The organism is Nocardioides islandensis (assembly GCF_015352455.1).
GTDB classification, from domain to species: Bacteria; Actinomycetota; Actinomycetes; order Propionibacteriales; family Nocardioidaceae; genus Nocardioides; species Nocardioides islandensis.
Window position 1 is genome coordinate 52,582 of sequence record NZ_JADKPN010000021.1, and the last position, 24,355, is coordinate 76,936.

The 24,355-nt window shown below is 71.2% G+C and carries 31 protein-coding genes; 17 read left to right on the top strand and 14 right to left on the bottom strand.

The window, feature by feature from the left end; all coding sequences use genetic code 11:
• The first annotated feature begins 96 nt into the window (after positions 1-96).
• Positions 97-1,707, top strand: coding sequence for a M4 family metallopeptidase (locus ISU07_RS22990; protein WP_194709195.1), 1,611 nt, complete (start codon positions 97-99; stop codon positions 1,705-1,707).
• A 59-nt stretch (positions 1,708-1,766) separates the two neighbouring features.
• On the opposite strand, the gene ISU07_RS25005 is transcribed toward ISU07_RS22990, so the two are convergent.
• The 5 genes from ISU07_RS25005 to ISU07_RS23015 form a co-directional block, all read right to left on the bottom strand.
• On the bottom strand, positions 1,767-2,075 hold the full coding sequence (locus ISU07_RS25005) for an AzlD domain-containing protein (protein WP_194709196.1): 309 nt from the start codon (positions 2,073-2,075) through the stop codon (positions 1,767-1,769).
• Positions 2,072-2,770: an AzlC family ABC transporter permease gene (locus ISU07_RS23000; protein WP_323742775.1), complete on the bottom strand. Its 699-nt coding sequence runs from the start codon at positions 2,768-2,770 to the stop codon at positions 2,072-2,074. Before ISU07_RS23000 ends, ISU07_RS25005 begins: the two co-directional genes overlap by 4 nt.
• A 10-nt stretch (positions 2,771-2,780) precedes the next feature.
• Positions 2,781-3,200, bottom strand: a complete 420-nt coding sequence (locus ISU07_RS23005; RefSeq protein WP_194709197.1) for a DUF2237 family protein — start codon at positions 3,198-3,200, stop codon at positions 2,781-2,783.
• The gene (locus ISU07_RS23010; protein ID WP_194709198.1) at positions 3,197-3,424 is read right to left on the bottom strand and encodes a hypothetical protein; all 228 of its coding nucleotides are present in this window, start codon (positions 3,422-3,424) and stop codon (positions 3,197-3,199) included. Before ISU07_RS23010 ends, ISU07_RS23005 begins: the two co-directional genes overlap by 4 nt.
• Before the next feature lie 91 nt (positions 3,425-3,515).
• On the bottom strand, positions 3,516-4,034 hold the full coding sequence (locus ISU07_RS23015; RefSeq protein WP_194709199.1) for a GNAT family N-acetyltransferase: 519 nt from the start codon (positions 4,032-4,034) through the stop codon (positions 3,516-3,518).
• A 77-nt stretch (positions 4,035-4,111) separates the two neighbouring features.
• On the opposite strand from ISU07_RS23015, the gene paaA reads away from it, so the two are divergent.
• Genes paaA through paaE form a run of 5 tightly spaced genes read left to right on the top strand, consistent with a single transcriptional unit; the run spans position 4,112 to position 7,690 of the window.
• Positions 4,112-5,122 (top strand): 1,2-phenylacetyl-CoA epoxidase subunit PaaA, encoded by a 1,011-nt coding sequence (gene paaA, locus ISU07_RS23020; RefSeq protein WP_323742776.1) that lies wholly within the window; start codon positions 4,112-4,114, stop codon positions 5,120-5,122.
• Positions 5,119-5,406 carry a 1,2-phenylacetyl-CoA epoxidase subunit PaaB gene (paaB, locus tag ISU07_RS23025; RefSeq protein WP_194709200.1) on the top strand — a complete coding sequence of 96 codons (288 nt, stop codon included), beginning with the start codon at positions 5,119-5,121 and terminating at the stop codon, positions 5,404-5,406. The genes paaA and paaB overlap by 4 nt, the downstream gene beginning before the upstream one ends.
• A complete protein-coding gene (gene paaC, locus ISU07_RS23030) occupies positions 5,406-6,149 on the top strand; it encodes a 1,2-phenylacetyl-CoA epoxidase subunit PaaC (protein ID WP_194709201.1) in 744 nt (247 codons plus the stop codon). Before paaB ends, paaC begins: the two co-directional genes overlap by 1 nt.
• Positions 6,146-6,628, top strand: a complete 483-nt coding sequence (gene paaD / locus ISU07_RS23035) for a 1,2-phenylacetyl-CoA epoxidase subunit PaaD (RefSeq protein WP_323742777.1) — start codon at positions 6,146-6,148, stop codon at positions 6,626-6,628. Before paaC ends, paaD begins: the two co-directional genes overlap by 4 nt.
• Positions 6,629-6,631: 3 nt before the next feature.
• Positions 6,632-7,690 carry a 1,2-phenylacetyl-CoA epoxidase subunit PaaE gene (gene paaE, locus ISU07_RS23040; protein ID WP_194709202.1) on the top strand — a complete coding sequence of 353 codons (1,059 nt, stop codon included), beginning with the start codon at positions 6,632-6,634 and terminating at the stop codon, positions 7,688-7,690.
• A gap of 94 nt (positions 7,691-7,784) precedes the next feature.
• Here paaE and ISU07_RS23045 read toward each other — a convergent pair whose 3' ends face one another.
• Together ISU07_RS23045 and ISU07_RS23050 are read right to left on the bottom strand one after the other, a co-directional pair.
• On the bottom strand, positions 7,785-8,636 hold the full coding sequence (locus ISU07_RS23045) for a hypothetical protein (protein WP_194709203.1): 852 nt from the start codon (positions 8,634-8,636) through the stop codon (positions 7,785-7,787).
• A 4-nt stretch (positions 8,637-8,640) separates the two neighbouring features.
• Positions 8,641-9,225: a DUF3043 domain-containing protein gene (locus tag ISU07_RS23050; protein ID WP_194709204.1), complete on the bottom strand. Its 585-nt coding sequence runs from the start codon at positions 9,223-9,225 to the stop codon at positions 8,641-8,643.
• A 144-nt stretch (positions 9,226-9,369) separates the two neighbouring features.
• Here ISU07_RS23050 and ISU07_RS23055 point away from each other — a divergent pair, with 144 nt between their 5' ends.
• Genes ISU07_RS23055 through pspAB form a run of 4 tightly spaced genes read left to right on the top strand, consistent with a single transcriptional unit; the run spans position 9,370 to position 12,062 of the window.
• Complete coding sequence (locus ISU07_RS23055; protein ID WP_194709205.1) at positions 9,370-10,218, top strand: PspA/IM30 family protein; 849 nt, start codon at positions 9,370-9,372, stop codon at positions 10,216-10,218.
• Positions 10,215-10,493: a PspA-associated protein PspAA gene (gene pspAA / locus ISU07_RS23060; protein ID WP_194709206.1), complete on the top strand. Its 279-nt coding sequence runs from the start codon at positions 10,215-10,217 to the stop codon at positions 10,491-10,493. Before ISU07_RS23055 ends, pspAA begins: the two co-directional genes overlap by 4 nt.
• A gap of 55 nt (positions 10,494-10,548) precedes the next feature.
• Positions 10,549-11,481: a zinc metalloprotease HtpX gene (htpX, locus tag ISU07_RS23065; RefSeq protein ID WP_194709207.1), complete on the top strand. Its 933-nt coding sequence runs from the start codon at positions 10,549-10,551 to the stop codon at positions 11,479-11,481.
• 8 nt (positions 11,482-11,489) lie between these two features.
• The gene (gene pspAB, locus ISU07_RS23070) at positions 11,490-12,062 is read left to right on the top strand and encodes a PspA-associated protein PspAB (protein WP_194709208.1); all 573 of its coding nucleotides are present in this window, start codon (positions 11,490-11,492) and stop codon (positions 12,060-12,062) included.
• A gap of 7 nt (positions 12,063-12,069) precedes the next feature.
• Here the strand turns inward: pspAB and ISU07_RS23075 are convergent, their stop codons facing one another.
• The 4 genes from ISU07_RS23075 to ISU07_RS23090 all read right to left on the bottom strand — a co-directional run bounded on the left by ISU07_RS23075 (position 12,070) and on the right by ISU07_RS23090 (position 15,336).
• Positions 12,070-12,747, bottom strand: coding sequence for a VOC family protein (locus ISU07_RS23075; RefSeq protein WP_194709209.1), 678 nt, complete (start codon positions 12,745-12,747; stop codon positions 12,070-12,072).
• A gap of 188 nt (positions 12,748-12,935) precedes the next feature.
• Complete coding sequence (locus ISU07_RS23080) at positions 12,936-13,187, bottom strand: TraR/DksA family transcriptional regulator (protein ID WP_323742778.1); 252 nt, start codon at positions 13,185-13,187, stop codon at positions 12,936-12,938.
• 79 nt (positions 13,188-13,266) lie between these two features.
• On the bottom strand, positions 13,267-14,445 hold the full coding sequence (nadA, locus tag ISU07_RS23085) for a quinolinate synthase NadA (RefSeq protein ID WP_194709211.1): 1,179 nt from the start codon (positions 14,443-14,445) through the stop codon (positions 13,267-13,269).
• Positions 14,446-14,454: 9 nt separating this feature from the next.
• Complete coding sequence (locus tag ISU07_RS23090) at positions 14,455-15,336, bottom strand: GNAT family N-acetyltransferase (protein WP_323742779.1); 882 nt, start codon at positions 15,334-15,336, stop codon at positions 14,455-14,457.
• Positions 15,337-15,397: 61 nt separating this feature from the next.
• Between ISU07_RS23090 and ISU07_RS23095 the strand changes: the two genes are divergently transcribed.
• Both ISU07_RS23095 and erpA read left to right on the top strand, forming a co-directional pair.
• The gene (locus tag ISU07_RS23095) at positions 15,398-16,483 is read left to right on the top strand and encodes a glycerate kinase family protein (protein ID WP_194709212.1); all 1,086 of its coding nucleotides are present in this window, start codon (positions 15,398-15,400) and stop codon (positions 16,481-16,483) included.
• A 67-nt stretch (positions 16,484-16,550) separates the two neighbouring features.
• Positions 16,551-16,913 (top strand): iron-sulfur cluster insertion protein ErpA, encoded by a 363-nt coding sequence (erpA, locus tag ISU07_RS23100; protein WP_194709213.1) that lies wholly within the window; start codon positions 16,551-16,553, stop codon positions 16,911-16,913.
• Between the two features lie 166 nt (positions 16,914-17,079).
• On the opposite strand, the gene ISU07_RS23105 is transcribed toward erpA, so the two are convergent.
• Positions 17,080-17,277 (bottom strand): hypothetical protein, encoded by a 198-nt coding sequence (locus tag ISU07_RS23105; RefSeq protein ID WP_194709214.1) that lies wholly within the window; start codon positions 17,275-17,277, stop codon positions 17,080-17,082.
• 76 nt (positions 17,278-17,353) lie between these two features.
• On the opposite strand from ISU07_RS23105, the gene ISU07_RS23110 reads away from it, so the two are divergent.
• Positions 17,354-18,328, top strand: coding sequence for a carbohydrate kinase family protein (locus ISU07_RS23110; protein WP_194709215.1), 975 nt, complete (start codon positions 17,354-17,356; stop codon positions 18,326-18,328).
• A 31-nt stretch (positions 18,329-18,359) separates the two neighbouring features.
• Here ISU07_RS23110 and ISU07_RS23115 read toward each other — a convergent pair whose 3' ends face one another.
• Positions 18,360-18,572 carry a sulfurtransferase TusA family protein gene (locus tag ISU07_RS23115; RefSeq protein ID WP_194709216.1) on the bottom strand — a complete coding sequence of 71 codons (213 nt, stop codon included), beginning with the start codon at positions 18,570-18,572 and terminating at the stop codon, positions 18,360-18,362.
• Positions 18,572-19,672 (bottom strand): cysteine desulfurase family protein, encoded by a 1,101-nt coding sequence (locus ISU07_RS23120; protein WP_194709217.1) that lies wholly within the window; start codon positions 19,670-19,672, stop codon positions 18,572-18,574. Before ISU07_RS23120 ends, ISU07_RS23115 begins: the two co-directional genes overlap by 1 nt.
• Before the next feature lie 117 nt (positions 19,673-19,789).
• Here ISU07_RS23120 and ctaC point away from each other — a divergent pair, with 117 nt between their 5' ends.
• From ctaC to ISU07_RS23140, 4 genes are all read left to right on the top strand, one after another.
• Positions 19,790-20,680 (top strand): aa3-type cytochrome oxidase subunit II, encoded by an 891-nt coding sequence (gene ctaC, locus ISU07_RS23125; protein ID WP_323742780.1) that lies wholly within the window; start codon positions 19,790-19,792, stop codon positions 20,678-20,680.
• Positions 20,677-22,473 (top strand): aa3-type cytochrome oxidase subunit I, encoded by a 1,797-nt coding sequence (gene ctaD, locus ISU07_RS23130; RefSeq protein ID WP_228522464.1) that lies wholly within the window; start codon positions 20,677-20,679, stop codon positions 22,471-22,473. Before ctaC ends, ctaD begins: the two co-directional genes overlap by 4 nt.
• Positions 22,470-22,868: a cytochrome c oxidase subunit 4 gene (locus ISU07_RS23135; protein ID WP_194709218.1), complete on the top strand. Its 399-nt coding sequence runs from the start codon at positions 22,470-22,472 to the stop codon at positions 22,866-22,868. The genes ctaD and ISU07_RS23135 overlap by 4 nt, the downstream gene beginning before the upstream one ends.
• A gap of 133 nt (positions 22,869-23,001) precedes the next feature.
• Complete coding sequence (locus ISU07_RS23140) at positions 23,002-24,231, top strand: L,D-transpeptidase (RefSeq protein ID WP_194709219.1); 1,230 nt, start codon at positions 23,002-23,004, stop codon at positions 24,229-24,231.
• Positions 24,232-24,355 lie beyond the last annotated feature (124 nt).

Sequence of the window (24,355 nt, forward strand, 5' to 3'; positions counted from 1 at the left end):
GTGCAGTGCACAGACCTGGGGGTGACCAAGCCTTCCGGCCCTCGTTGTGCCTCTGCAGGGTGTCAAGGGAACACCCGTTGGCAGAGAGGTACACGTATGCGCAGGACGCTCGCCCTGGCGGCCGTGTCGGCACTGGCCGCCGGCACGCTCGGACTCCAGGCAGCCACCACCGCCACCCAGGCGGCGGGCGGCACCACCCCTGACCGGTCGGCCGACGCGGCGATCCGCGCCCTGGCCGCCCACCCGCTCGCTGCCAGGAGCAGCCGCGGCACCGGCTTCGTCGTGACGAGCCGCGTCGTCGACCGCGACGGCACCACGCACGTGCGGATGGACCGCACCTACCAGGGCCTGAGGGTGATCGGCGGCGACCTCGTCGTCCACCGCGCCCCGGACGGCACCTGGCGCGGCGTCAGCCAGACCCTCCGCACTCCTGTGCGCACCGGCACCACCGCGCGCGTCCCGGCGCAGTCGGCCCGCACCGCGGCCCTGAGCCCGAGCCGCGCCACCCGCGCGATCGCCGACCTGCGCGCCGCCGGCAGGCCGCGCCTCGTGGTGGACGCCGCCAGCGGCACCCCGCGGCTGGCCTGGCAGGTGACCAGCCTCGGTCGCCGCACCGACGGCACGCCCAGCCGGATGACGACGTACGTCGACGCCAAGACGGGCCAGGTGCTGCGTCGCGAGGAGGGCATCGAGACCGTCGACGGCTCCGGCCAGTCGCTGTACTCCGGCACCGTCCCGCTGCAGCTCACGCTGTCCGGGTCGACGTACCAGCTCAAGGACCCGACCCGCGGCAACACCTACACGACCGACATGAACAACAAGTCCGACTCGGTCCTCTGCCAGTACTTCGGCTACGGCTGCTCGGCGGGCACCCTGTTCACCAGCCCGGACAACCAGTTCGGCAACGGCACGACCGGCAGCCGCGAGTCGGCGGCCGTCGACGCGCAGTACGGCACCAACGTCACCTGGGACTACTACAAGAACGTCCACGGCCGGAACGGCATCTTCGGCACCGGCGCCGGCTCGTACAACCGCGTCCACTACGGCTCGAACTACGTCAACGCCTTCTGGGACGGCACCAAGATGACGTACGGTGACGGCGACGGCACCAACTACGGTCCGCTCGTCTCGCTGGACGTGGCCGGCCACGAGATGAGCCACGGCGTCACCGAGCACTCGGCGAACCTCACGTACTCAGGCGAGTCCGGTGGCCTCAACGAGTCGACGTCGGACATCTTCGGCACCCTCGTGGAGTTCTACGCCAACAACGCCGGCGACCCGGGCGACTACCTGATCGGCGAGCGGTTCGACCTGAAGAACCACGTCGGCTTCCGCCGGATGGACAACCCGCAGTCCGACGGCAGCTCGGCCAACTGCTGGAGCTCGGGCGTCGGCAACCTCGACGTGCACTACTCCTCGGGCGTCGGCAACCACTTCTTCTACCTGCTGGCCGAGGGCTCGGGCACGAAGGTGATCGGGGGCGTGACCCACAGCTCGACGACCTGCAACGGCTCGACGGTCACCGGCATCGGCCGGGACGCGGCCGGGAAGATCTGGTACCGCGCGCTGACGGTCTACATGACCTCCAGCACGAACTACTCCGGCGCCCGGACCGCCTCGCTGAACGCGGCCAGGGACCTGTACGGCGCCGGCTCGACGCAGTACAACGCGGTCTCCGCCGCCTGGAGCGCGGTCTCGGTGAACTAACACTCGAGCACCGCGGCGGCCCGGACGGAATCACGAACCCCCGTCCGGGCCGTCTCACGTCAACCACCGACAGCAAGCCGCACCAGGGCCGCCGCCAGGGCGGCGCCGAACACCACGACCAGGAACGGCGCGCGCAGGAGGAGCAGCACGACCGCGACGCCCAGCCCCAGGGCTCGGGCGTCGACGGTGAGCCGGTGGCCGGTGGTGAACACCTGCACCGCGATGAGCGCGGACAGCAACGCGACCGGGATGAGGTCCGCGACCCGCTCGACGAGCGGCCGCTCCAGGACGCGCGGCGGTACCGACAGCCCGGCCGCCTTCAGCGCCCAGCAGCCGACACCGGCCACCACGATCGCGAGCCAGGTCACGGTTCGCTCCTCGTCCGCAGGAGCACGCCGGCCAGCAGCGCGACACCCCCGGCCGCCAGCACCGGCACGCCCGCCGCCGTGACGGGCACCAGCAGCAGGGCGACCGCGGCCGCGGCCAGTCCGACGCCGACGTTGCGCCCGTCCCTCAGCCGCGGCCACAGGAGGGCCAGGAACGCCGCTCCGACAGCCGCGTCCAGCCCGAAGTCCCGCGGGTCGCCGATCGTGCTGCCGCCGACCGCGCCCAGGAACGTGAACAGGTTCCAGAGCACGAAGACGCTCAGCCCGGTCCAGTAGAAGCCGGTCCGCACCAGCTCGGTCGCCGGCCGGGTCACCGCCATCGCGGTCGACTCGTCGATCACCAGCTGCGCCGACGCCAGCCGACGCGCCCGACCCAGCTTCAGCAGCGGCGCGAGCCGCAACCCGTACAACGTGTTGCGGGTGCCCAGCAGCAACCCCGTGAGAGCGCCCGACATCGGGCCGCCCCCGGACGCCAGCACGCCGATGAACGCGAACTGCGTGGCGCCGGTGAAGACCAGCAGCGACATCGCGCAGGTCTGCAGGACGGTCAGCCCGCTGGTGACGCCCAGCGCGCCGAACGACGCGCCGTACACCCCTGTCGCGATGCCGACCCCGAGGCTGTCGCGGACGACCGCGCGCCGGTCGTGGGCGGCGGCGTCATCCCGAGCCTCCGACACGCGGGTCAGCCTACGGAGGATCCAGGGTGCTCAGGTCGGCCGGTACGTCGACGGAGTACTCCGCGAGCACCTCGAGCGGGACGACCTCCAGCGCTCGCTCGTTGGTCGAGGCGAGCACGACCGGTGCGGCCACGCCGTCCTCGTACGCCTGGCGCCAGCGCAGGGCGACCACGCACCAGCGGTCGCCCGGCTGCAGCCCCGGGAAGGACCACTCGGGACGCGGCGTGACCAGGTCGTTGCCCACGGACCGCTGGTGCTCGAGGAACTCCGGCGTCATCACCACGCAGATGGCGTGCAGGCCGGCGTCCTCGGGACCGCAGCGGCAGTCGCCGTCGCGGTAGTAGCCCGTCACCGGGTCGGTGCCGCAGGGCTCGAGCGGCTCACCCAGGACGTTGAGCTCGTCCCGGGTCTCACCCGGCGGAGGTGTCACCTGCGGCGGTGGCGGATGGGCTGGAGCTGGGTCCCGGTGTGGGTGGCGGGATGCACGAGCGCATAGCTGACGACGAGACCGGTCAGCCCGCCTACGACCGCGCCGCCGCCGACGGCGACGGGTACGGCGGTGAAGTGGGCGATCCACGCCCCGGAGCCGATCGCGGTCATCACGGTGGCGACGACCACGACGATGCGGTGGAAGTACGGCAGCGGACCCAACATGGTGCCCTCCGTTCGAGCGGCCCGAGAAGCCGCTGTGGTGACTCCATCGTGACCGGTCCCGCCCCGAAACCCAAGGGACCCCAGGGCCTGGCTAGAGCGCCGTGTGCAGCCGGACCTGCTTGACGGTCGTGGCCCCGGTCCCGTCGAGGTCGAGCTCGCGGTGGGCCGAGTCGGCGCCCCAGCCGGCGTCCGCGAGGAACCCGCGGAGGTCGTCGTCGGTGGCCGACGTCCAGGTCACGGCTCGGGTGAAGCGGTCGGCGCGCAGCGTGTCCGCGACCGCCTGGAGCAGCCGTGAGCCGTGTCCGCGTCGGCGTTCGCCGGCGTCGACCACCAGCTCGCGCAGCTCGGCGTCGGCGACCGGGTCGCAGTCCGGGTCGTCGGCGGGCGACACCACGGCGTACCCGACGACGCGGTTGCGCTCCAGCGCCACGAGCACGCGGTTGCGTGCGTCGCCGGGGCGGCGCAGGGACTCCGACCACGCCGTCGCGAGCGCCTCGGGATCCACGTCGTACGCCGAGCCCCACGCCCGCGCCTGCACGGCGGCGATCGCCGCGGCGTCGTCGGCCCAGGCGATGCGCACGGAGACGTCGGCGGTGGGGGAGGAGGTCACGGGCCCATCCTCGCAAGCGCCCGGCGTGTTACATATTCGCGTCACGGATGCGCAGAAGTGTCACATCCGCTGGTAACGTGGCCCAGGTGTACGGCAACGACTTCGGCACGCCCGACCAGCAGCCCGGTCGCCCACAGATGCCGCCCGGACCGGCCGACCTCGACCCCGAGACGTTCGTCGAGCTGCTCGCCGACGAGGACCGGGTCGAGCCGCGCGACGACATGCCCGCGGCGTACCGGAAGACCTTGGTCCGGCAGATCGCCCAGCACGCGCACTCCGAGATCATCGGCATGCAGCCGGAGGGCAACTGGATCAGCCGGGCGCCCAGCCTGAAGCGCAAGGCGATCCTGATGGCCAAGGTCCAGGACGAGGCGGGTCACGGCCTCTACCTCTACTCCGCGGCCGAGACCCTCGGGGTCGACCGCGCCGACCTGATCGACCAGCTGCACAGCGGTCGCCAGAAGTACTCCTCGATCTTCAACTACCCGACGCTCACCTGGGCCGACGTCGGCGCGATCGGCTGGCTCGTCGACGGCGCCGCCATCACGAACCAGGTGCCCCTGTGCCGCTGCTCCTACGGGCCCTACTCGCGCGCGATGGTCCGCGTCTGCAAGGAGGAGTCGTTCCACCAGCGCCAGGGCTTCGAGATCCTCTGGACCCTCTCGCACGGCTCGCCGGCACAGCGGGCGATGGCCCAGGACGCGGTCGACCGCTACTGGTGGCCGTCGCTGATGATGTTCGGCCCGCCCGACGACGACTCGCCCAACTCGGCGCAGTCGATGGCGTGGGGCATCAAGCGGTTCTCGAACGACGACCTGCGCCAGCGGTTCGTGGACATGACGGTGCCGCAGTCCGAGGCGCTCGGGCTCACCCTGCCCGACCCGGAGATCCGCTGGAACGACGAGCGCGGCCACTACGACTTCGGCACGATCGACTTCACCGAGCTCTTCGAGGTCGTCAAGGGCAACGGCCCCTGCAACGCCGAGCGGATGGCGCACAAGGTGAAGGCGCACGAGGACGGTGCCTGGGTGCGCGAGGCTGCCGCCGCCTATGCCGCCAAGCACGCCGTCGCGGAGGGCGCCGCGTGAGCACACCGCCGAGCCCGCTCTGGGAGGTCTTCATCCGCGCGCGCCGTGGCCTCAACCACGTGCACGCCGGGTCCCTGCACGCCGCCGACGCCGAGACCGCGCTGCGCAACGCCCGCGACGTGTTCACCCGCCGCAACGAGGGCGTCTCGATCTGGGTGGTGCCGTCGAGCGAGATCACCGCCTCCAGCCCCGACGAGCGCGACGCGTTCTTCGACCCGGCCGGCGACAAGGTCTACCGCCACCCGACGTTCTACGACGTGCCGGAGGGGGTCGAGCACCTCTAGTGGACGCTCACGTGGAGTACGTCCTCGGTCTGGCCGACGACGCCCTGGTCACCGCCCAGCGGATGGGCTGGTGGATCAGCCGCGCGCCCGAGCTCGAGGAGGACGTGGCCCTGGCCAACATCGGCCTCGACCAGCTCGGTCAGGCGCGATCGCTGCTCCAGCACGCCGGCGCCCTGGAAGGAGACGGTCGCACCGAGGACGACCTGGCCTACTGGCGCGACGACCGCGACTTCCGCTGCGTGCACCTCGTCGAGCGCCCGCAGACCGACTTCGGGGTCGCCATGGCGCGGCTGCTGATCCTCTCGGCCTACCAGAACGAGCTGTACGCCGCGCTGCTCGGCAGCACCGACGGCGTGCTCTCCGGCGTGGCGGGCAAGGCGGTGAAGGAGGTGGCCTACCACCTCGACCACGCGCACCACTGGGTCGTCCGGCTCGGCGACGGGACGCCGGAGTCGCACGCGCGGATGCAGGCGGCGCTGGACGCCGAGTGGCCGTTCGTGGAGGAGCTGTTCACGCCCGCCGACCCGGCCCTCGTCGCGTCCGGCGTCGCCGCGGACCCGACAGCCTTGCGCGGCGCCGTCCTCGACCGCATCGCCAAGGTCGTCGCGGAGGCCACGCTGACCCTGCCCGAGGTCGCGCCGCGGCTCGGCGGCGGCCGCGAGGGCCGGCACACCGAGCAGCTCGGCTACCTGCTCGCCGAGATGCAGCACCTCGCCCGCTCGCACCCGGGAGCCCGCTGGTGAAGACGCAGACCTTGCACGGGCGGGCCCGGGCGCTGGCCGCCGAGGTGCCCGACCCCGAGATCCCGGTCGTCACCATCGAGGACCTCGGCATCCTCCGCGACGTCACCGAGGACGACCGCGGGTGGGTGCACGTCCAGGTCACCCCCACCTACTCCGGGTGCCCGGCCATGGACGCCATCGCCGACGACGTCGTGGAACGGCTCACCCGTGCGGGGTACCTGCACGTCGACGTCGAGTTCGTGCTGTCTCCCGCCTGGTCCACCGACGACATCTCGGCGGCCGGCCTGGCCAAGCTCGCGGCGTACGGCATCGCCCCGCCCTCGCCCACCGGTCCGGTGGCCCTGACCCTGAGTGTCCGCTGTCCGCAGTGCGGCAGCCTCGACACCCGGGAGTCCAGCAGGTTCGGCTCGACGGCCTGCAAGTCGCTCTGGGTCTGCAACGCGTGCCGCGAGCCCTTCGACCACTTCAAGGCGCTCTAGGACATGCCGACCTTCCACCCGCTGCGCGTCGCAGCGATCGACGACCTGACCGACGACGCGGTCGCGCTGACGTTCGAGGTGCCCGAGCACCTGCGCGAGGAGTACGTCTTCGTCGCCGGTCAGCACCTGTCCATCCAGGGTGCCGACGACAAGCGGCGCAGCTTCTCGATCTTCACCGCGCCGTCCAGCGGGCGGCTGCGGGTCGGGGTCAAGAAGCTCCCGGGCGGCACGTTCAGCGAGGGCGTGCTCAGCGGGCTGAAGGTCGGCGACGAGCTGGACGTGATGACACCGGCGGGCCGGTTCACCGTCGTGCCCGACCCGGAGACCAAGCGCACGTACGTCGCCATCGCGGCCGGCTCCGGCATCACCCCGATCCTCTCGATCATCACCACGCTGCTGGAGGAGGAGCCGGACGCCGAGGTCACGCTGGTCTACGCGAACCGGACGCACCGCACGGTGATGTTCCTCGACGAGGTGCACGACCTCAAGGACCGGTTCCCCGAACGGTTCCAGCTCCTGCACGTGCTCTCCCGCGAGGAGCAGGACGTCGAGCTGCTCTCCGGACGGCTGGACGGCGAGCGGCTGCGCCGGATCATCGACGAGCTGCTCCCGCCGCGCGACGTGGACGCCTGGTTCCTCTGCGGGCCGCAGCAGATGGTGATCGACCTGCGCGAGACCCTGCTCGAGGTCGGTGTCGAGACGAGCGCCGTGCACACCGAGCTGTTCCACGCCGATCCCGTGCCGCGCAAGCCGGTCGCCGCGCTCGAGGGTGCTCCCGAGGGCGCCGCCCACGTGACGTTCAAGCTCGACGGGCGCACCTCCGAGATCGACCTCCGCCCGGACGACGTCGGCGTGCTGGAGGCCGCCCTGCGGGTGCGGTCGGACCTGCCGTTCGCCTGCCGGGGCGGTGTCTGCGGCACCTGCCGCGCGCTGCTGGTCGAGGGCGAGGTGACGATGGACGTCAACTACGCGCTCGAGCCCGAGGAGATCGAGAAGGGCTACGTGCTGACCTGCCAGTCGCACCCCGCCTCGGAGAAGGTCGTCCTCGACTACGACGCGTAGGGTTTCGAGACGGCACCCGCATCCCGGCGCTCCGCGCCGGTGCGCGCCAGCCTCCTCAACCTCCTCGCTCAGCTCACCCTGACTCGCGAGCTCGTCAGGCTGAGCGCTCGGAAGGTTGCGTCGTCTCCCGGCCTTCGGGCACGGGGACACCGACGCCGCCGAGCATCACCGCGCCCGACGTGGCGAGCACCAGGCCCACCAGGATCCCCGGCCACCAACCGCTGCGGACGCCGTCGCCCAGCAGCACCACGCCGATCAGGGAGGGCAGGAAGGTCTGCACGACGATCAGCGGTGCGGACGCCGACGAGACGGGCGTGCGGTCCAGCGCGACGGAGTACAGCCAGAAGCCGAGCAGGCCGTACATCCCGACGGTCAGCGCCGCGGCCAGGCCGATCGCGTCGGCCGACTCGGCGCCGCGCACGGCGACCGCCGAGCCCGTGTACCCGAGGCCGGCCAGCGCCGCGATCACCGAGCCGGGCCAGTGCACGCCGACCCGGGCGGCGACGAGGAGCGCCAGCACGCCGCCCCACATGCCGATCGCGAACCAGGCCGAGCTGAACACCGCGCCGGTCTCGCCCGAGCCGACCGCGAGGAGCACCAGTCCCGCAGACACGAGCCCGACGGCCAACCAGTGCACGGAGTGGAGCCGCTCGCCCAGGAACATCGAGCAGATGGCGGTCACGGGCAGGGACACCGCGATCGTCGCCTGGGCGAGGTACAGGGGAAGGCCCCAGATCGCGACCACGTGCAGCACGAAGCCGAGCAGGTACGCCGCGACGACGCCCAGGGTCAGCGGGTCACGGACCGACGTGCGGACGAAGGCCAGCAGGCCGTGGGCCCGTTCGTCCTGGCGTCGTACGGCGTGGGCCTGCGCGACCGCGCCGACCCCGAACAGCGCTGCGGCCCCCAGTCCTGCGACGAGACCCCAGGCGAAGCCGGGGTTCATCGACTCACTTGTAGCGCTCGGGCAGCGCCTGCCCGATCTTCACCTGCGCCTTGGGCAGCCGCATGAACTTCATCTGCAGCGATCGCATCACGGCGTAGTAGGTCGTGCCCTTGGTCGGCTCGTCCGGGAACCGGGCCGCCAGCTCGCGCTTGAGCTTGAACCGCAGCCGGACTAGGTCGGTCACGATCAGCAGCAGCATCCCGAGCAGGATCGCGTTGCCGTAGGAGGCGATCGTCGCGCTGCCGGACCACGCCATCACCGTGGTGATGAGCAGGACCGGGATCATCAGCTCCACGAACGAGAACCGGCTGTCGACGTAGTCGCGCAGGAAGCGCTTCATGGGACCGCGGTCGCGCGCGGGGAGGAACCGCTCGTCGCCGGTCTTCATCGCCTGGCGCATCTTGGTGCTGCTCTCGCTGCGCGCCAGCCGCTGCTGGGCGGCGAGCTCCTTGCGGGTGCGCGGCGTCTTGGCGCGTGCCTTGGCGGCTGCCTCGGCCTCCTTGCGGGTCGGCGTGGGCCGCCCCTTGCCCCCGGCCTTCTCCGACTCCGGCGGGAGGGGAGTGGTCTCGGACTTGCTGCGACGGAACACGGATGGCCTTCTCGGGTGGGCGGGTGGCGACGTGGCGGATTCTATCCGGCCCCATGGGCGCCCGGACCCCTCGCACCTGTTGGCGATGGGGCCTAGGGTGAAGGAACTGACGAGACGAGCGCACGCAGAGGGAGGACCCCCGCGATGGGTGTCTGGCAACGCATGACCCTGATCTTCCGTTCGAAGGCCAACAAGGCCCTCGACCGTGCGGAGGACCCGCGGGAGATGCTGGACTACAGCTACCAGCGACAGACCGAGCTGCTGGTGAAGGTACGTCGCGGCGTCGCCGACGTGGCCACCAGCCGCAAGCGCGTGGAGCTGCAGATCGGCCAGCTCGAGCAGCAGTCGGCCAAGCTCCAGGGCCAGGCCGAGAAGGCCATCAGCGTGGACCGCGAGGACCTCGCCCGTGAGGCGCTGACCCGCAAGTCCGCGCTCACCACGCAGATCGGCGAGCTGCAGACGCAGCTCGCGCAGCTCCAGGGCGAGGAGGAGAAGCTCACCCTCGCCCAGCAGCGGCTGTCGGCGAAGGTCGAGGCCTTCCGCACCCGCAAGGAGACGATCAAGGCGACCTACACCGCCGCGGAGGCGCAGACGCGCATCAACGAAGCCGTGGCCGGCATCGGCGAGGAGATGGGCGACGTCGGCCTGGCGATCCAGCGCGCCGAGGACAAGACCGCCGAGATGCAGGCTCGTGCCGGTGCCGTCGACGAGCTGATCGCCTCCGGCGCGCTCGACGACATGACCGCGATCGGCGGGTCGGACGACATCAGCCGCGAGCTGGAGTCGATGAGCTCGCGCTCGGACGTCGAGACCGAGCTGGCGGCGCTGAAGGCGAAGACTCACGGCGAGATCGGGGGGCCGGCGTCCGCCGGGGAGCTCGGCTCGGCCGCGCCCGCCGAGCCGATGCAGGCCGGAGCCGAGGCACCCGGCCAGCAGCCGGCCCAGCAACCGGCCCAGCAGCAGGTGCAGCAGCCAGAGGAGGGCCGGGCGTGATCGTCCGGATCCTCGGCGAGGGACAGTACGACGTCGACGACGGCGCGCTGGAGCGCCTCAACGAGCTGGACTCAGCCGTCGAGGCGGCCGTGGAGGCCGGGGACGAGGCGGCCTTGAGCGCGGCCCTCGGCGCCCTGCACGACGCCGTACGGTCCGGTGGTTCGGCCCATGCCGCTGACTCGCTGGACGAGTCCGACCTGATCCTGCCGCCCGCCGGCGCGACCGTCGACGAGGTGCGCGAGCTGCTCGGGGACGACGGGCTCATCCCCGGCTGACCGCCTGGCTGATCTCTCAGCCTTCTCTCAACCACATCTTTGGGAGACTGGGTCCGTGGCACACTCCCGCTTCATCCGCGACACCGGGCTCACGGTCCGCATGACCACGGTCATGTTCCTGCTGGGCGCCGTCTTCGTCGCGCTCATCGTCGCCCTGATGTACGCCTTCCCGGGCTACGCCGTGATCATCGGCCTGATCGGCATCGGCGTGGCCTTCTGGCAGTGGTACAACTCCGACAAGGTCGCCATGCGCGCCATGCAGGCCCGCGAGGTGACGCCGGAGGAGGCACCCGAGCTGCACGGCATGATCGACCGGCTCTGCGCGATGGCCGACATGCCGAAGCCGCGGGTCGGTGTCGCCGACCTCGACATCCCGAACGCCTTCGCCACCGGTCGCTCGCCCGACCGCGCCGTGGTCTGCGTGACCACCGGGATCCTCGGCAAGCTGACCGCCGAGGAGCTCGAGGGCGTGCTGGCCCACGAGCTGTCCCACGTCGCCCACCGCGACGTCCTGGTCATGACGCTGGCCTCGTCGGCCGGCATCATCGCCGGGATGCTCACGCGGGGTGCCGCGTGGGGCGGGTTCGGTGTGTTCGGCCGCCGCAACAACAACGGTGGTGCGCCGACCGTGCTGATCGCGATCGGCGTGAGCCTGGTCGTGTACGCCATCAGCTTCTTCCTGATGCGGCTGCTCTCGCGCTACCGCGAGCTGTCCGCGGACCGCGCCGGCGCGTACCTCACCATGCGCCCGCAGGCGCTGGCCTCTGCGCTGCAGAAGATCACCGGCGAGATGGCCGCGATCCCGCAGCGCGACCTGCGCGCGACCCAGGCCATGAACGCCTTCTTCATCGCCCCCGCGATCTCCGGGGTCTCGCTGAAGACCCTCACCTCGACCCACCCGTCGCTGGAGCAGCGGCTCGAGCAGCTGGCGAAGATCTCGGCCGAGCTGGCCCGGCCCACGAACCCGCCCGCCGACCCGTCCCTCTGAGGCGCCGCGTGGGGTTCTGGGACGCTGTCACCGGCCGGTCGCGCGCGAAGGCCAACAACCTCGACGCCCTCTTCAACATCCCGAGCGCGGCGATCACGCTGCAGACGGCGGCCGGCTTCACGCCGACCGGAGTCGGGTCGGTGTGCTTCCGCTCGGCCGCGGGAGCGGCGTTCGCCCAGACCCGCGACGAGGTCGTCGCGCTGATCCGCGAGGACCCGCAGGCACCGCAGGTCGAGGTGACCGAGGACGGCTTCGGCTTCACCTGGGTGGTGGTGCACCGCAGCCCGGACGACACCTCGGGCCTCTGCACCGACCTGCACGCGGTCAACACCAGCCTGGAGATCCAGGGCTTCGCGTCCGGGCTGCTGTGCTCCGTCGTCCCGTTCGTCGACCCGTCCGGCCGCCGGGTCGGGCTGGTGTACCTCTACAAGCAGGGCACCTTCTACGCGTTCGCGCCCACCGGTGAGAACACGCGCGACAACCTCCTGGAGATGACGGTGCGCGACCAGCTCACCGGCGAGCTGCCGATGGAGACCGACCTGTCCCGGTGGTTCGCGCTCTGGGGAGCGCCCGGGCTCTGACCTCTGCTCAGCCGAGCGAGACGCAGGCCTTGTTGCCGTCGGGGTCGGCCAGGATCGTGAAGCCGTCCTCCTCGCTGACCAGCTCGCCGCCGGCCGCCAAGGCCGCCTTGATCCGCTCCGCGGCGTGCTCCCGCGGCACGAAGACGTCGAGGTGGAACCGCTGGCGCGGGGTCTCGTGCTCCTCGGTCTCCTGGAACCAGAGGTACGGCACCCGGCCGGCCGCGTCGCGCACGTCGTTGCCGATGGTGCCGCGGCCGAGCGCCTCTTGGCCGCCCGTCAGCAGCGCCGACCAGAACGGCGCCAGCCGCTCCTCCTGGGCCGTGTCCAGCGCCAGTTCGACGTTCACGATGCCGGTGGTGTCGGACCTGGCCCCGTGCTCGGCCGCCACCGCCTCGATCCGGCGGGCCAGCTCGATGTCGGGCCGGGTCACCCACTCGACCACGTGGTCGTGGCCGTCGCCGTCGCGGTAGACCGCGTCCGGGCTGATCAGCTTGAGGTCGACGTACCCCGGCCCCACCGTCGCCCGCAGGTGGTCCCCGGTGTCCACGGTCTCCGCCACCGCCGCGAGCAGCCGGGCACCGGCGGCCAGGTCGGCCACCAGGTACCGCGCGTGCAGCCCCTGTGCCAGCTTGCGCCAGTCCGTCAGCTGCGCCTCGTCGATCTGTTCCTGGGAGAGCATCGTCATGGTCGCCACGCTAATCCGGTGTCCGGACGGTTTGCGTCCGGATGTTGCCCGCTGGGAGCGAGTAACGCACCCAGAGCCGTACTACCAACCCCAGATATGGGGTCAGGAGTACCGGTACGGGTGCGTTACTCGCCAGACGGTCCTCACGCGACTCGACCGCCAGACGACCCGCGGCTCGGGCTCATCGATCACGCCGACGCGCAGGTCATGCAGAGCCGGGCGGTGGGCCGGGCGTCCAGCCGGGCGGGCGAGATCGGCTGCTCGCACCTCTCGCACCTGCCGTACCTGCCCGCGGACACCCGTCCCAGCGCGGCGTCGACCTCGGCCAGGTCGTCGGTCGCCAGCCGCAGGACCGAGGCCAGCTGGGCGCGCTCGAAGGCGATCGTCGCACCCTCGGGGTCGTGCTCGTCGTCGGCGTTGGAGTCGCGGGAGGCGGCCACCATGCCGTCGTACGACGTCCGGAGCTCGCCGATCCGGGCGTCCAGCTCGTCGCGCAGTACGAGCAGCCGCGCCGCGGGGTCAGTCGCGATGCGACTTCCCCGGCAGCTCGAGCATCCGCTGGAGCGCGACCTTGGCCCAGTGCTCGGTGTCCGGGTCCACCTCGATCTGGTTGACCACGACGCCGTCGACCAGCGACTCCAACGCCCAGACGAGGTGGGGGAGGTCGATGCGGTTCATCGTCGAGCAGTAGCAGACGGTCTTGTCGAGGAAGACGATCCGCTTGTCGGGGTGGGCGGCGGCCAGCCGCTTGACCAGGTTGAGCTCGGTGCCGATGGCCCACGCCGTGCCCGCCGGGGCCGCCTCGACCGTCTTGATGATGAACTCGGTCGAGCCGACCAGGTCGGCCTTCAGCACCACCTCGTGGACGCACTCGGGGTGCACCAGGATGTTGATGCCGGGGATGGTCGCACGGAGGTCGTCGATGGTGTCGGGGGAGAAGCGGCCGTGCACGGAGCAGTGCCCGCGCCATAGGATCATCTTCGCGTCGCGCAGCTGCTCGGCGGTCAGGCCGCCGTCGGGCTGCCGCGGGTCCCAGACCACGCAGTCGTCCAGCGTCAGCCCCATCTTCAGCACGGCGGTGTTGCGGCCGAGGTGCTGGTCGGGGAGGAAGAAGACCTTGGTGTCGTCGCCGTGCTGGCTGAACGCCCAGTCCAGAGCGGACTCGGCGTTCGACGACGTGCACACGGCACCGCCGTTGCGGCCGCAGAACGCCTTGATGTCCGCCGAGGAGTTCATGTAGGTCACCGGGACGACCGACGACGCGACCCCGGCCGCGACCATCGCGTCCCATGCGTCCTCGACCTGCGCGAGCCGGGCCATGTCGGCCATGGAGCAGCCGGCGGCCAGGTCTGGCAGCACGACCTTCTGCGTCGGCGCGGTGAGGATGTCGGCGGACTCGGCCATGAAGTGCACGCCGCAGAAGACGATGAACTCCGCCTCCGGCCGCGCCGCGGCGTCCCGCGCGAGCTTGAACGAGTCGCCGGTGACGTCGGCGAACTGGATGACCTCGTCGCGCTGGTAGTGGTGACCCAGCACGAACACCCGTGACCCCAGCGCCTCCTTGGCCGCCCGCGCCCGCGCGACGAGGTCGGGGTCGGACGCCGCCGGCAGGTCGCCGGGGCACTCCACGCCGCGCTCGGAGGAGAGGTCCTTGCCCCGGCCGAGCGGCAGCAGGGGCAGGTCGACCGTGGTGCTCATGGCCAAATCCTAGAGAAGCGACCCATGGTGCAGGTACGGCGTCGGCGGACGGAGGTTCCGCAGCCCCAGGTACCCCGCCTGGTGGAGGTCGAGGCGCGCGGCCAGCCCGACGTCGATCGCCCACTCGTTCGCGGCGGTGATGTGCGGGACGTACGCCGTCTCACCGGACCCCGCGAGGCACTCCCAGAGCAGCTGGGCCGCCGTCCGCCGGTTGGTCGCCGCGAGCAGCATCGGCGTGCCGTCGAAGGCGTGGAAGGCGTACCCGCTGCCGGTCGAGGTGTCGGACACGACCAGCCGGAACGCCGACAGCAGCCACGCGTGGTCCGGCCCGTGCGCCGCGCCCCGGGTACGCCGGTCGATGGAGTCCATCAGCTCGAAGTCCGCGGCCGACCCGTCGCGCACCTTCTCCACGACCGGGATCGCGGACCGGTCGAGGGTGCCGCGCAGGTACATCTGCGGGTGCAGGGAGAACCCGGCGGCGCGGTAGCGACGGACCGCGCGCGCGTCCGCGGACGCCGACAGCATGCCGCGCAGGCAGCCCCGGCCGTGGTGGAGGGCGGCCGCGAGCAGCATCGTGCCGATGCCCTGGCCCTGCAGGCCGGGCCGTACGACGTAGGTCGCGAGGATCCACATCAGCTCGCGGGTGAACGACGTCGCGAACCCGACCATCTCGCCGTCGACCTCGGCCACCCAGCAGCCGCCGGGGTCGGTGCGCAGGTAGTGGTGCGTCCGGTCGATCCACTGCCGCCCGCGCTCGGCCGACCGCGGCTCGGGGTCCGGCTCGTCGCGCCGTGCCAGTCGCCGGTCGACCTCGAGGAAACCTTCCGAGCTCATCTGCTCGGCCGCCTCGACGTCCTCGGGCCGCATCGGCCGGATCCGGGCGTCGGTCACGGTGGTGACTCTAGAGAGGCGGTGCGCCTGCTGCTGGTGCTCAGCCTGGTTGGATGACGCCGTGCGCGTCCTGGTGGCCCCCGACAAGTTCGCCGGCACGCTCACCGCGCTGGAGGCCGCCGAGGCGATCGCCGCAGGGTGGCGACGTCAGGCACCGGCGGACGAGCTGGACCTCGCCCCGATGGCCGACGGCGGCCCGGGCTTCGTCGACGTGCTGCACGAGGCGCTGGGCGGCGACCTGCTCGCGCTGACGGTCAGCGGTCCGTTCGGCGAGCCGACGCCGGCCACCGTGCTGCTGGTGGACGACACGGCGTACGTCGAGAGTGCCCAGGCCTGCGGGCTGCACCTCACCGGCAAGGAGCGTCCGGAGGAGGCGACGACCCGAGGCGTCGGCGAGCTGGTCGCGGCGGCGCTCGAGGCGGGAGCCCGCCAGGTCGTCGTCGGGCTCGGGGGCAGCGGCACCACCGACGGCGGCGCTGGGCTGCTGGCGGCCCTGGGGGCGACCGCCGACCGGCCGCTGGACGCCGGTCCCGCGGCGCTGGCCGGCATCACCGAGGCCGACGTGTCCGCGGCGCGCGACCGCCTGGGCGACGTCACCCTGCTGGCCGCCAGCGACGTCGACAACACGCTGACCGGGATGTTCGGGGCGGCCAAGGTCTTCGGGCCGCAGAAGGGGCTGGGCGAGGAGCGGATCATCGCCGTCGACGGGTGGCTCGAGGAGTACGCCGCCGTTCTCGACCGCCGTGTCTCCCTCCAGGCCGGGGCGGGCGCGGCCGGTGGCCTGGGCTACGCGCTGCTGCTGCTCGGCGCCGAGCGGCGCCCCGGCTTCGACCTCGTCGCCGAGGCGACAGACCTCGCCGGCCGAGCCCGGGCCGCCGACCTGGTGGTGACCGGCGAGGGGGCGTTCGACTTCTCCAGCCGGGCCGGCAAGGTGCCGTACGGCGTGGCGCAGGTCGCCGCCGAGGCGGTGCGGCCGTGCGTCGCGCTGGCCGGGAAGGTCCTGGTCGGCTCGCGCGAGATGCGTGCGCTGGGCGTGGAGTCGGCGTACGCCATGGTCGACGTGGTGGGGGAGGAGCGGTCGTTCGCCGACCCTGCAGGGGCCTTGACCGACCTCGCGGCACGCGTGGCCCGTACCTGGTCGCGATGATCCGGAATATCCGGCCGTATGGGACGATTGTGGCTGGTAGCACCCGCTGACGAAGGAGCCCCACCAGATGACCGAGACGGTCGAGACCACCGAAGAGCGCCGCACCGACCAGATCAACCTGAGCTCGGTCGCCGCCACCAAGGTGAAGAACCTGCTCGAGCAGGAGGGTCGTGACGACCTCCAGCTGCGCATCTCGGTGCAGCCCGGTGGCTGCTCGGGTCTGCGCTACCAGCTGTTCTTCGACGAGCGCACGCTCGACGGCGACGTGGTCACCGACTTCGACGGCGTGGCCGTCGTGGTCGACCGGATGAGCGTCCCGTACCTCAACGGCGCGATGATCGACTTCGTCGACACGATCGAGAAGCAGGGGTTCACCATCGACAACCCCAACGCCACCGGCTCCTGCGCCTGCGGCGACTCGTTCCACTGATCGACAGACCCACGCACAAGGCCCCGACCGTCCGGTCGGGGCCTTGTGTCGCGCGCAGGGCTGCTTCCTCGATCACCGGGTCTCGACACGCGCGGTCGCGGCTTCGCAAGCTCAGCCGCGCGCGCTGCTCGACCACCAACGATCGCAGTCGCTGGCGCGCCTGCGATCAGTCCAAGTGGAGGTGCAGCGCGTTGGCGATCCGCTGGGCGGCCTCGTCCACGCGGATCTCACGCTTCGGCACCTCGCGCGGGTACTCGTCGAAGGTGATGCCCGGCGCCGGGCGTACGGCGGCACGTGCCGCGGCCTCGAGGCGCAGATGGTCCCGGGTCGCACGGGCGTCGTCGTACATGCGGGCGTCGCTCATGCTTCGACGCTAGGGGCTACCCACCAGTAGGGCCAGAAATCGGCGAGACCGGCGCGCGCCGGTAGGGTGTCACGACGTGCCCCTGCTGATCTGCGGCTCGATCGCCACCGACCACCTGATGACGTTCGGGGGGCAGTTCCGCGACTCCCTCGTGGTCGAGCAGCTCGACAAGCTCTCGGTCTCCTTCCTCGTCGACGAGCTGGAGATCCGCCGCGGCGGCGTCGCCCCGAACATGTGCTTCGGCCTCGGGTCCCTGGGCATCTCGCCGGTCCTCGTCGGCGCGGCCGGCGACGACTTCGCCGACTACCGCTCGTGGCTGGAGCGCAACGGCGTCGACTGCTCCTCGGTGCGGATCTCCGAGACCCGCCACACGGCGCGGTTCGTGTGCACGACCGACACGACGATGGCGCAGTTCGCCTCCTTCTACCCCGGCGCGATGGCCGAGGCGCGGCTGATCGAGCTCAAGCCGATCGTGGACCGCGTCGGCGAGCCGACGTTCGTGCTGATCTCGGCCGACGACCCCGACGGGATGGTGCGGCACACCCACGAGTGCCGGCAGCGCGGCTACGCGTTCATCGCCGACCCGAGCCAGCAGCTGGCGTTCAGCGACGGCGAGCTGATCCGCGACCTCATCGACGGCGCGGCGTACCTGTTCTCCAACGAGTACGAGTCGCACATGATCGAGTCCAAGACCGGCTGGTCGGCCGACGAGGTGCTCGACCGGGTCGGCGTCAAGGTGACGACGCTCGGCAAGGACGGCGTCCGGATCGTGCAGCGCGGCGAGGAGGACATCGTCGTCTCCGCGGCCGCGGGGGTGATCGCGGTCGAGCCGACCGGGGTCGGCGACGCGTTCCGGGCCGGGTTCCTGGCTGCCCTCGAGTGGGGCCTCGGCCACGAGCGCGCGGCCCAGGTCGGGTGCGTGCTCGCGGCGTACGTCGTGGAGACGGTCGGCACCCAGGAGTACGACTTCTCCCCGAGCGAGTTCGTGAAGCGGGTGGAGGACTCCTACGGGATCGAGGCCGCGACCGACATCGCGCCGCACCTCACGTGACGGGACTTCGTCCCTCCTCGACCAGCGGGCGTCACCTGAGCCGCACCCGGTAGACCGAGGGCTCCTCGGAGCCGAGGTACTCGTGTCCCTTCATCCGGCACCAGGCCGGGATGTCGACGGCCGCCGCGGCGTCGTCGGCGGTGACGACCACCGTGTCCCCTGGCTGGAGCGTCTCGGCGGCCTTCGCCAGCGAGATGACGGGGAGCGGGCACACCTGCCCGCGGCAGTCCAGCTCGAGCTCCATCAGTGCCCCACCTCCCCGCGCAGCCGTGTGACCGTGTCCGGCAGCACTGCGAGGAACGCCGCGACCTGCTCGTGGGTGGCCTCCCGCGGCAGCGACAGCCGGACGTTGCCGTGGGTGAGCGCGCCCATGGCCGCGAGCACGTGGCTGGGCGTGAGCGTCGAGGCGGTGCAGGCCGAGCCGCTCGCCACGGCGTACCCGAGCCGGTCGAGCTCGGTCACCAGCGCCTCGCCGTCGATATACAGGCAGGAGAACGTGACCAGGTGCGGCAGCCGGTCGACCGGGTCGCCCACGACGTCGACGTTGGGGATGGTCGCGACCGCGCGGCGTACCTCGTCGACCAGCGCCCGCTGGCGGGCACCCACCTCGTCGCGTTCGTTCACGACGGCCTGCAGCGCGGCCGCGGCGGCGAGCGCGGACGGGACGTTCTCGAAGCCCGGGGCCCGCTCGTCGATGCGCTCGTCGGCCGGGAACGGCGGCCGCCAGCGGGCGCCCTTGCGGACCAGCAGCAGGCCCACGCCGGCCGGCCCGCCCCACTTGTGCGCGGAGGCCGCTGCGACACTCCAGCCCTCGGGGAGGGGGAGCCGGCCGGCCGAGGCGCAGGCGTCGACGAACAGGGGTACGCCGCCGGCGACGGCGGCCAGCTCGGTCACCGGCTGGGTCGTCCCGACCTCGTGGTTGGCGGCCTGGACGGCCAGCACCGACGTACCTGCCGGGGGAGCGGCGACCTCGACGCGCCCGAGCCGGTCGACGGGGAGCTCGCGCCCGCCGCCGGCGAAGGCCGCGGCGTGCAGGACGGCCGAGTGCTCCACCGCGGTGTGCGTGATCGTGCCGTCGCGGGCCCCCTGGTGCAGGCCCAGCAGGCCCAGGTGGACCGCCTGCGTGCCGGAGGAGGTGAACGTGACCTCGTCGGGCCGGACGTCGAGGGCCTCCGCCACGACGGCCCGGGCGTTGTCGAGGAGCAGGCGGGCCGACCGGCCGGCGCGGTGCAGCCTGCGCGGGTCGGCGTACCCCTGGTCGAGCGCCGCGAGCAGGACCTCGCGAGCAGCCGGGTGGAGGGGCTCGGACGAGGCGGCGTCGAGATACACCGGACCGCTCGTCATGCCTGCGAATCTAACCGCCGAACAAGGAGTCCGGACGCGGGTACCCACCCGCCAATCCGTGGCGCGATTCGGCTAGTCTGCCGTTGACCGTGTGTCTCGAGAGGAAGGCTGGGTTGCGTGGGTGACCAGACCCCCCGCCGGAGTTCACGGCGTCCGGTGGTGAAGCTCGGCCGCCTCGCCTTGCTGGCCGCGGTGCTGACCTCGACGGTCGTCCTCGCGGGCTGCTCCGAGCAGAACCGGCACGAGTGGAAGAACCTCGCGATGCCGGACCCCGCGTCCGAGCAGGGCGAGCACATCTTCACCCTGTGGCGCTGGTCCTGGGTGGCCGCGCTGATCACCGGCGGGATCGTGTGGGGGCTGATGTTCTACGCGATGTGGCGCTTCCGCCGCCGCCCGGGTGACCCCGAGGTCCCCGTGCAGACGCGCTACAACCTGCCCCTCGAGATCTTCTACACCATCGCGCCCGTCGTGATGGTGATCGTCTTCTTCGTGCACACCGTCGGCACCCAGAACGCCGTGCTCGACAACGACGGCAAGCCGGACCACACGGTCTACGTCGTGGGCCAGCAGTGGGCGTGGACCTTCAACTACGTCAACGAGGGCGCCGTCGACTCGCCGAACGTCTGGGAGGCCGGCACCGCGTCGTACATCCCGACGCTGGTGTTGCCGGTCGGCGAGACGACCGAGTTCCAGCTGCGGTCGCCCGACGTCATCCACGACTTCGGCGTGCCGGGGTTCCTGATGAAGATGGACGTCATCCCCGGCCGTGAGAACCACTACCGCATCACGCCGACCGAGGTCGGCGACTACCGCGGCAAGTGCTACGAGCTCTGCGGGGTCTACCACTCGCGGATGCTCTTCAACGTGAAGGTCGTCAGCCCCGAGGACTTCGACACCTACCTCGAGGGCCTCCAGGAGGCCGGGCACACCTCGGACGCGCCCTTGACGGGCGGCCAGAACGCTTACACCCAGGCCGGTCTCGACGAGCCCGAGGGGAACACCGAATGACCACCACCGCAGGCCGCCCGACCGTCGGCGGCGTCGAGGTACGTCGCCCGCTCGGTCAGCGCCTCGTCCGCATCATCACCTCCACTGACCACAAGGTGATCGGCAACCTCTACCTGGCCACGTCGTTCGCGTGGTTCCTGGTCGGCGGCCTGATGGCGATGATCATGCGATCGGAGCTGGCCTACCCCGGCCAGCAGGTCGTGAACGACGAGCTCTACAACCAGCTCTTCACGATGCACGGCACGATCATGCTGCTGCTGTTCGCGACGCCGCTGTTCTTCGGGTTCGGCAACGCGATCATGCCGCTGCAGATCGGCTCGCCCGACGTCGCGTTCCCGCGCCTGAACATGCTGTCCTACTGGCTGTTCCTCTTCGGCGGCATCATCGCCGCCTCCGGCTTCCTGTCGCCGCAGGGTGCGGCCGACTTCGGGTGGTTCGCCTACACACCGCTCTCGGACGCCGTACGGTCGCCCGGCGTCGGCGGCGACCTCTGGGTGATGGGTCTGTGGATGGCCGGTCTCGGCACCATCCTCGGCGCCGTGAACTTCATGACCACGATCATCTGCATGCGCGCGCCCGGCATGACGATGTTCCGGATGCCGATCTTCGTGTGGAACACGCTGGTCACGTCGCTGCTCGTGCTGCTGGCGTTCCCGGTGCTCGCCGGCGCCCTGCTCTCGCTCGAGGCCGACCGCCTGCTCGGCGCCCACGTCTTCGACACCGCCCACGGCGGCGCGATCCTCTGGCAGCACCTGTTCTGGTTCTTCGGGCACCCCGAGGTCTACATCATCGCGCTGCCGTTCTTCGGCATCATCACCGAGATCCTGCCCGTGTTCAGCCGCAAGCCGATCTTCGGGTACGTCGGCCTGGTCGGCGCCACGCTCGGCATCGCGATCCTGTCCGCCGCCGTGTGGGCCCACCACATGTTCGTCACCGGCGCGGTCGACCTGCCGTTCTTCTCCGGCATGACGTTCCTGATCGCCGTGCCCACGGGCGTGAAGTTCTTCAACTGGATCGGCACGATGTGGGGCGGGTCGATCACGTTCGACACGCCCATGCTCTGGGCGATGGGCTTCCTGACGACGTTCCTCTTCGGTGGCCTGACCGGCATCATCCTGGCCAGCCCGCCGCTGGACTTCCACGTCTCCGACTCCTACTTCGTGGTCGCGCACTTCCACTACGTCGTGTTCGGCACCGTGGTGTTCGCGATGTTCGCGGGCTTCTACTTCTGGTGGCCCAAGCTCACCGGCCGGATGCTCGACGAGCGCCTCGGCAAGCTGCACTTCTGGCTGCTGTTCATCGGGTTCCACACGACGTTCCTGGTCCAGCACTGGCTGGGTGTCGAGGGGATGCCGCGCCGGTACGCCGACTACCTGCCCGACGACGGCTTCACCACGCTCAACCAGGTCTCCACGGTCGGTGCCTTCATCCTGGGCGCCTCGACGCTGCCGTTCCTCTACAACGTCTACATCAGCCGCCGTGCGCCGCTGGTGGAGAAGGACGACCCGTGGGGCTGGGGCCGCTCGCTGGAGTGGGCGACCAGCAGCCCGCCGCCGCGCCACAACTTCGTGAGCATCCCGCGGATCCGCTCCGAGTCCCCGGCGTTCGACCTGCACCACCCGGAGGTCGCCGCGATCGAGCTGGCCCACAACGAGGCCGCGCGCAAGGGCAACTTCGCCGACGCCCCCGACATGGACGGGCGCGAGGAGATGCTCCGGGACCGCGGCGCCGTGGTCACCGAGGAACGCCCTGCCGATCATGGGGACGACGATCAGGAAGGTGACACGAAGTGAAGATCGAAGCCTGGATCTTCGGGCTCTCCACGGCCTTCTTCGTCATCGTCAGCCCGGCCTACTGGCTGATCACCAACGACTGGACCGGCACGTCCGCCCTGGTCATGACCACCTTGCTGGTCGCGATGATCACCCTGTACCTCGGCTTCCACGCCGCGCGCATGGACCCCCGCCCGGAGGACCGCAAGGACGCCGAGATCGCCGACGGAGCCGGCGAGCTCGGGTTCTTCCCGCCGTACTCCTGGTGGCCCCTGTGGTGCGGCGCGACCCTCGCGGTGATGGTCTACGGCCTCGCCATCCACGCCTGGTGGCTGTTCATCATCGGCGTGTTCCTGGGCGCCCTGGCGCTCTGCGGCCTGGTGTTCGAGTACTACCGCGGGGAACACGCGCACTGACTCCATGGCCGAGCGGAGCTCGGCTGTCGGGCGAACGAGGCGGTTTCAGGCCCGTCGCGGCGAATCGGTCTGGCAGGGAGCGCGGGTTAGGCTGGTCCGGCAACCTTTACCTGCCACGGGGAGTCCCATCAGCATGTCCCTTCGCCGCTCTCGACTGCTCGCCGTCGCGCTGACCTGCGCGGTCGCGACGACGCTCGCCGGGTGCAACAGCGAGACCGAGACCCCCGGTGCCGCGGACGAGCCCGGCACGGCCCAGTCCGGCGGGTCTTCCCCGTCGGCGGAGGAGACCGAGCCGGCCGTGCCCTCGGTGAAGCTGATGTCGAACGTCGAGAAGGGCGCCACCGACGTGCCCGTCGACACCCGGCTGACGCTGGAGGCGGAGAACGGCACGCTGCGGACGGTCTCGGTCACCTCGCCCGCCGGCGACGTCCCGGGCAAGCTCTCGGGTGACAACCTGACGTGGGTGGCCGGATCGCTGCTCGAGCCCGGCACGACGTACGCCGTCACCACCGTCGCCACGCGCGTCGACGGCAGCGACGTCACCAAGCGCTCGACGTTCAGCACGGTCGACCTGTCGCTGGACCAGCAGACCTACCCCTCGGTGGCGCCGCTGAACGGCGAGACCGTGGGTGTCGGCATGCCGGTCATCGTGTCGTTCGACGTCGCAGTGAAGGACAAGGCGAACATCGAGAAGCACCTCGAGGTGACCTCGACGCCCAAGCAGCCCGGCGCCTGGCACTGGATCAGCGACCACGAGGTGCACTGGCGCCCCAAGTCGTACTGGAGGGCCGGCACCGACGTCTCGGTCGACGTGGACATCAACTCGATCCCGGCCGGTGCGGGCATCTACGGCCAGGAGGACCGGCACGTGGAGTTCCACGTCGGCACGGCCAACGTCTACAAGGTCAACGCGCAGACCCACCAGATGCAGGTGTTCAGCGGCGGCAAGCTGCTGCGGACCATCCCGATCACGACCGGCAAGCCCGGCTTCACCACCCGCTCCGGCGTGAAGGTGATCATCGAGAAGTTCCGCCGGCACCGGATGAACTCCGAGACCATCGGCATCGGCAAGAACAACCCGGAGTACTACGACCTCGACAACGTCGAGTACGCCATGCGCGTGACCTACTCCGGCGAGTTCATCCACGCGGCCCCGTGGTCGGTCGGCTCGCAGGGCTACGCCAACGTGTCGCACGGCTGCACGGGCATGAGCACCGCCAACGCGGGCTGGCTCTACTCGATCTCCAAGCGCGGCGACGTCGTCGAGTACACCGGAACCGACCGCCCGATGGAGTTCACCAACGGGTACGGCGACTGGAACGAGTCCTTCGCGACGTACGCCAAGGGCTCGGCGCTCAAGTAGCTCGCCGGCTCGGATTCGTCAGAGCTCGCCTCGCTGCGGGTACCCGGAGGATCGCTGACGAATCGGGTACGGCGACCGACCGACCATCACGAAGGCCCCCGCCCGTACCCGGGCGGGGGCCTTC

What these genes read in the sequence shown, in the direction of transcription:
- ISU07_RS22990 (WP_194709195.1), top strand. Translation starts at nt 97, where the DNA reads ATGCGCAGGACGCTCGCCCTGGCGGCCGTGTCGGCACTGGCCGCCGGC.
- ISU07_RS23010 (WP_194709198.1), bottom strand. Translation starts at nt 3,424, where the DNA reads ATGTTGGGTCCGCTGCCGTACTTCCACCGCATCGTCGTGGTCGTCGCC.
- paaE (WP_194709202.1), top strand. Translation starts at nt 6,632, where the DNA reads ATGCCGACCTTCCACCCGCTGCGCGTCGCAGCGATCGACGACCTGACC.
- ISU07_RS23045 (WP_194709203.1), bottom strand. Translation starts at nt 8,636, where the DNA reads ATGAACCCCGGCTTCGCCTGGGGTCTCGTCGCAGGACTGGGGGCCGCA.
- ISU07_RS23055 (WP_194709205.1), top strand. Translation starts at nt 9,370, where the DNA reads ATGGGTGTCTGGCAACGCATGACCCTGATCTTCCGTTCGAAGGCCAAC.
- ISU07_RS23075 (WP_194709209.1), bottom strand. Translation starts at nt 12,747, where the DNA reads ATGACGATGCTCTCCCAGGAACAGATCGACGAGGCGCAGCTGACGGAC.
- nadA (WP_194709211.1), bottom strand. Translation starts at nt 14,445, where the DNA reads ATGAGCACCACGGTCGACCTGCCCCTGCTGCCGCTCGGCCGGGGCAAG.
- erpA (WP_194709213.1), top strand. Translation starts at nt 16,551, where the DNA reads ATGACCGAGACGGTCGAGACCACCGAAGAGCGCCGCACCGACCAGATC.
- ISU07_RS23105 (WP_194709214.1), bottom strand. Translation starts at nt 17,277, where the DNA reads ATGAGCGACGCCCGCATGTACGACGACGCCCGTGCGACCCGGGACCAT.
- ISU07_RS23115 (WP_194709216.1), bottom strand. Translation starts at nt 18,572, where the DNA reads ATGGAGCTCGAGCTGGACTGCCGCGGGCAGGTGTGCCCGCTCCCCGTC.
- ISU07_RS23120 (WP_194709217.1), bottom strand. Translation starts at nt 19,672, where the DNA reads ATGACGAGCGGTCCGGTGTATCTCGACGCCGCCTCGTCCGAGCCCCTC.
- ctaD (WP_228522464.1), top strand. Translation starts at nt 20,677, where the DNA reads ATGACCACCACCGCAGGCCGCCCGACCGTCGGCGGCGTCGAGGTACGT.
- ISU07_RS23140 (WP_194709219.1), top strand. Translation starts at nt 23,002, where the DNA reads ATGTCCCTTCGCCGCTCTCGACTGCTCGCCGTCGCGCTGACCTGCGCG.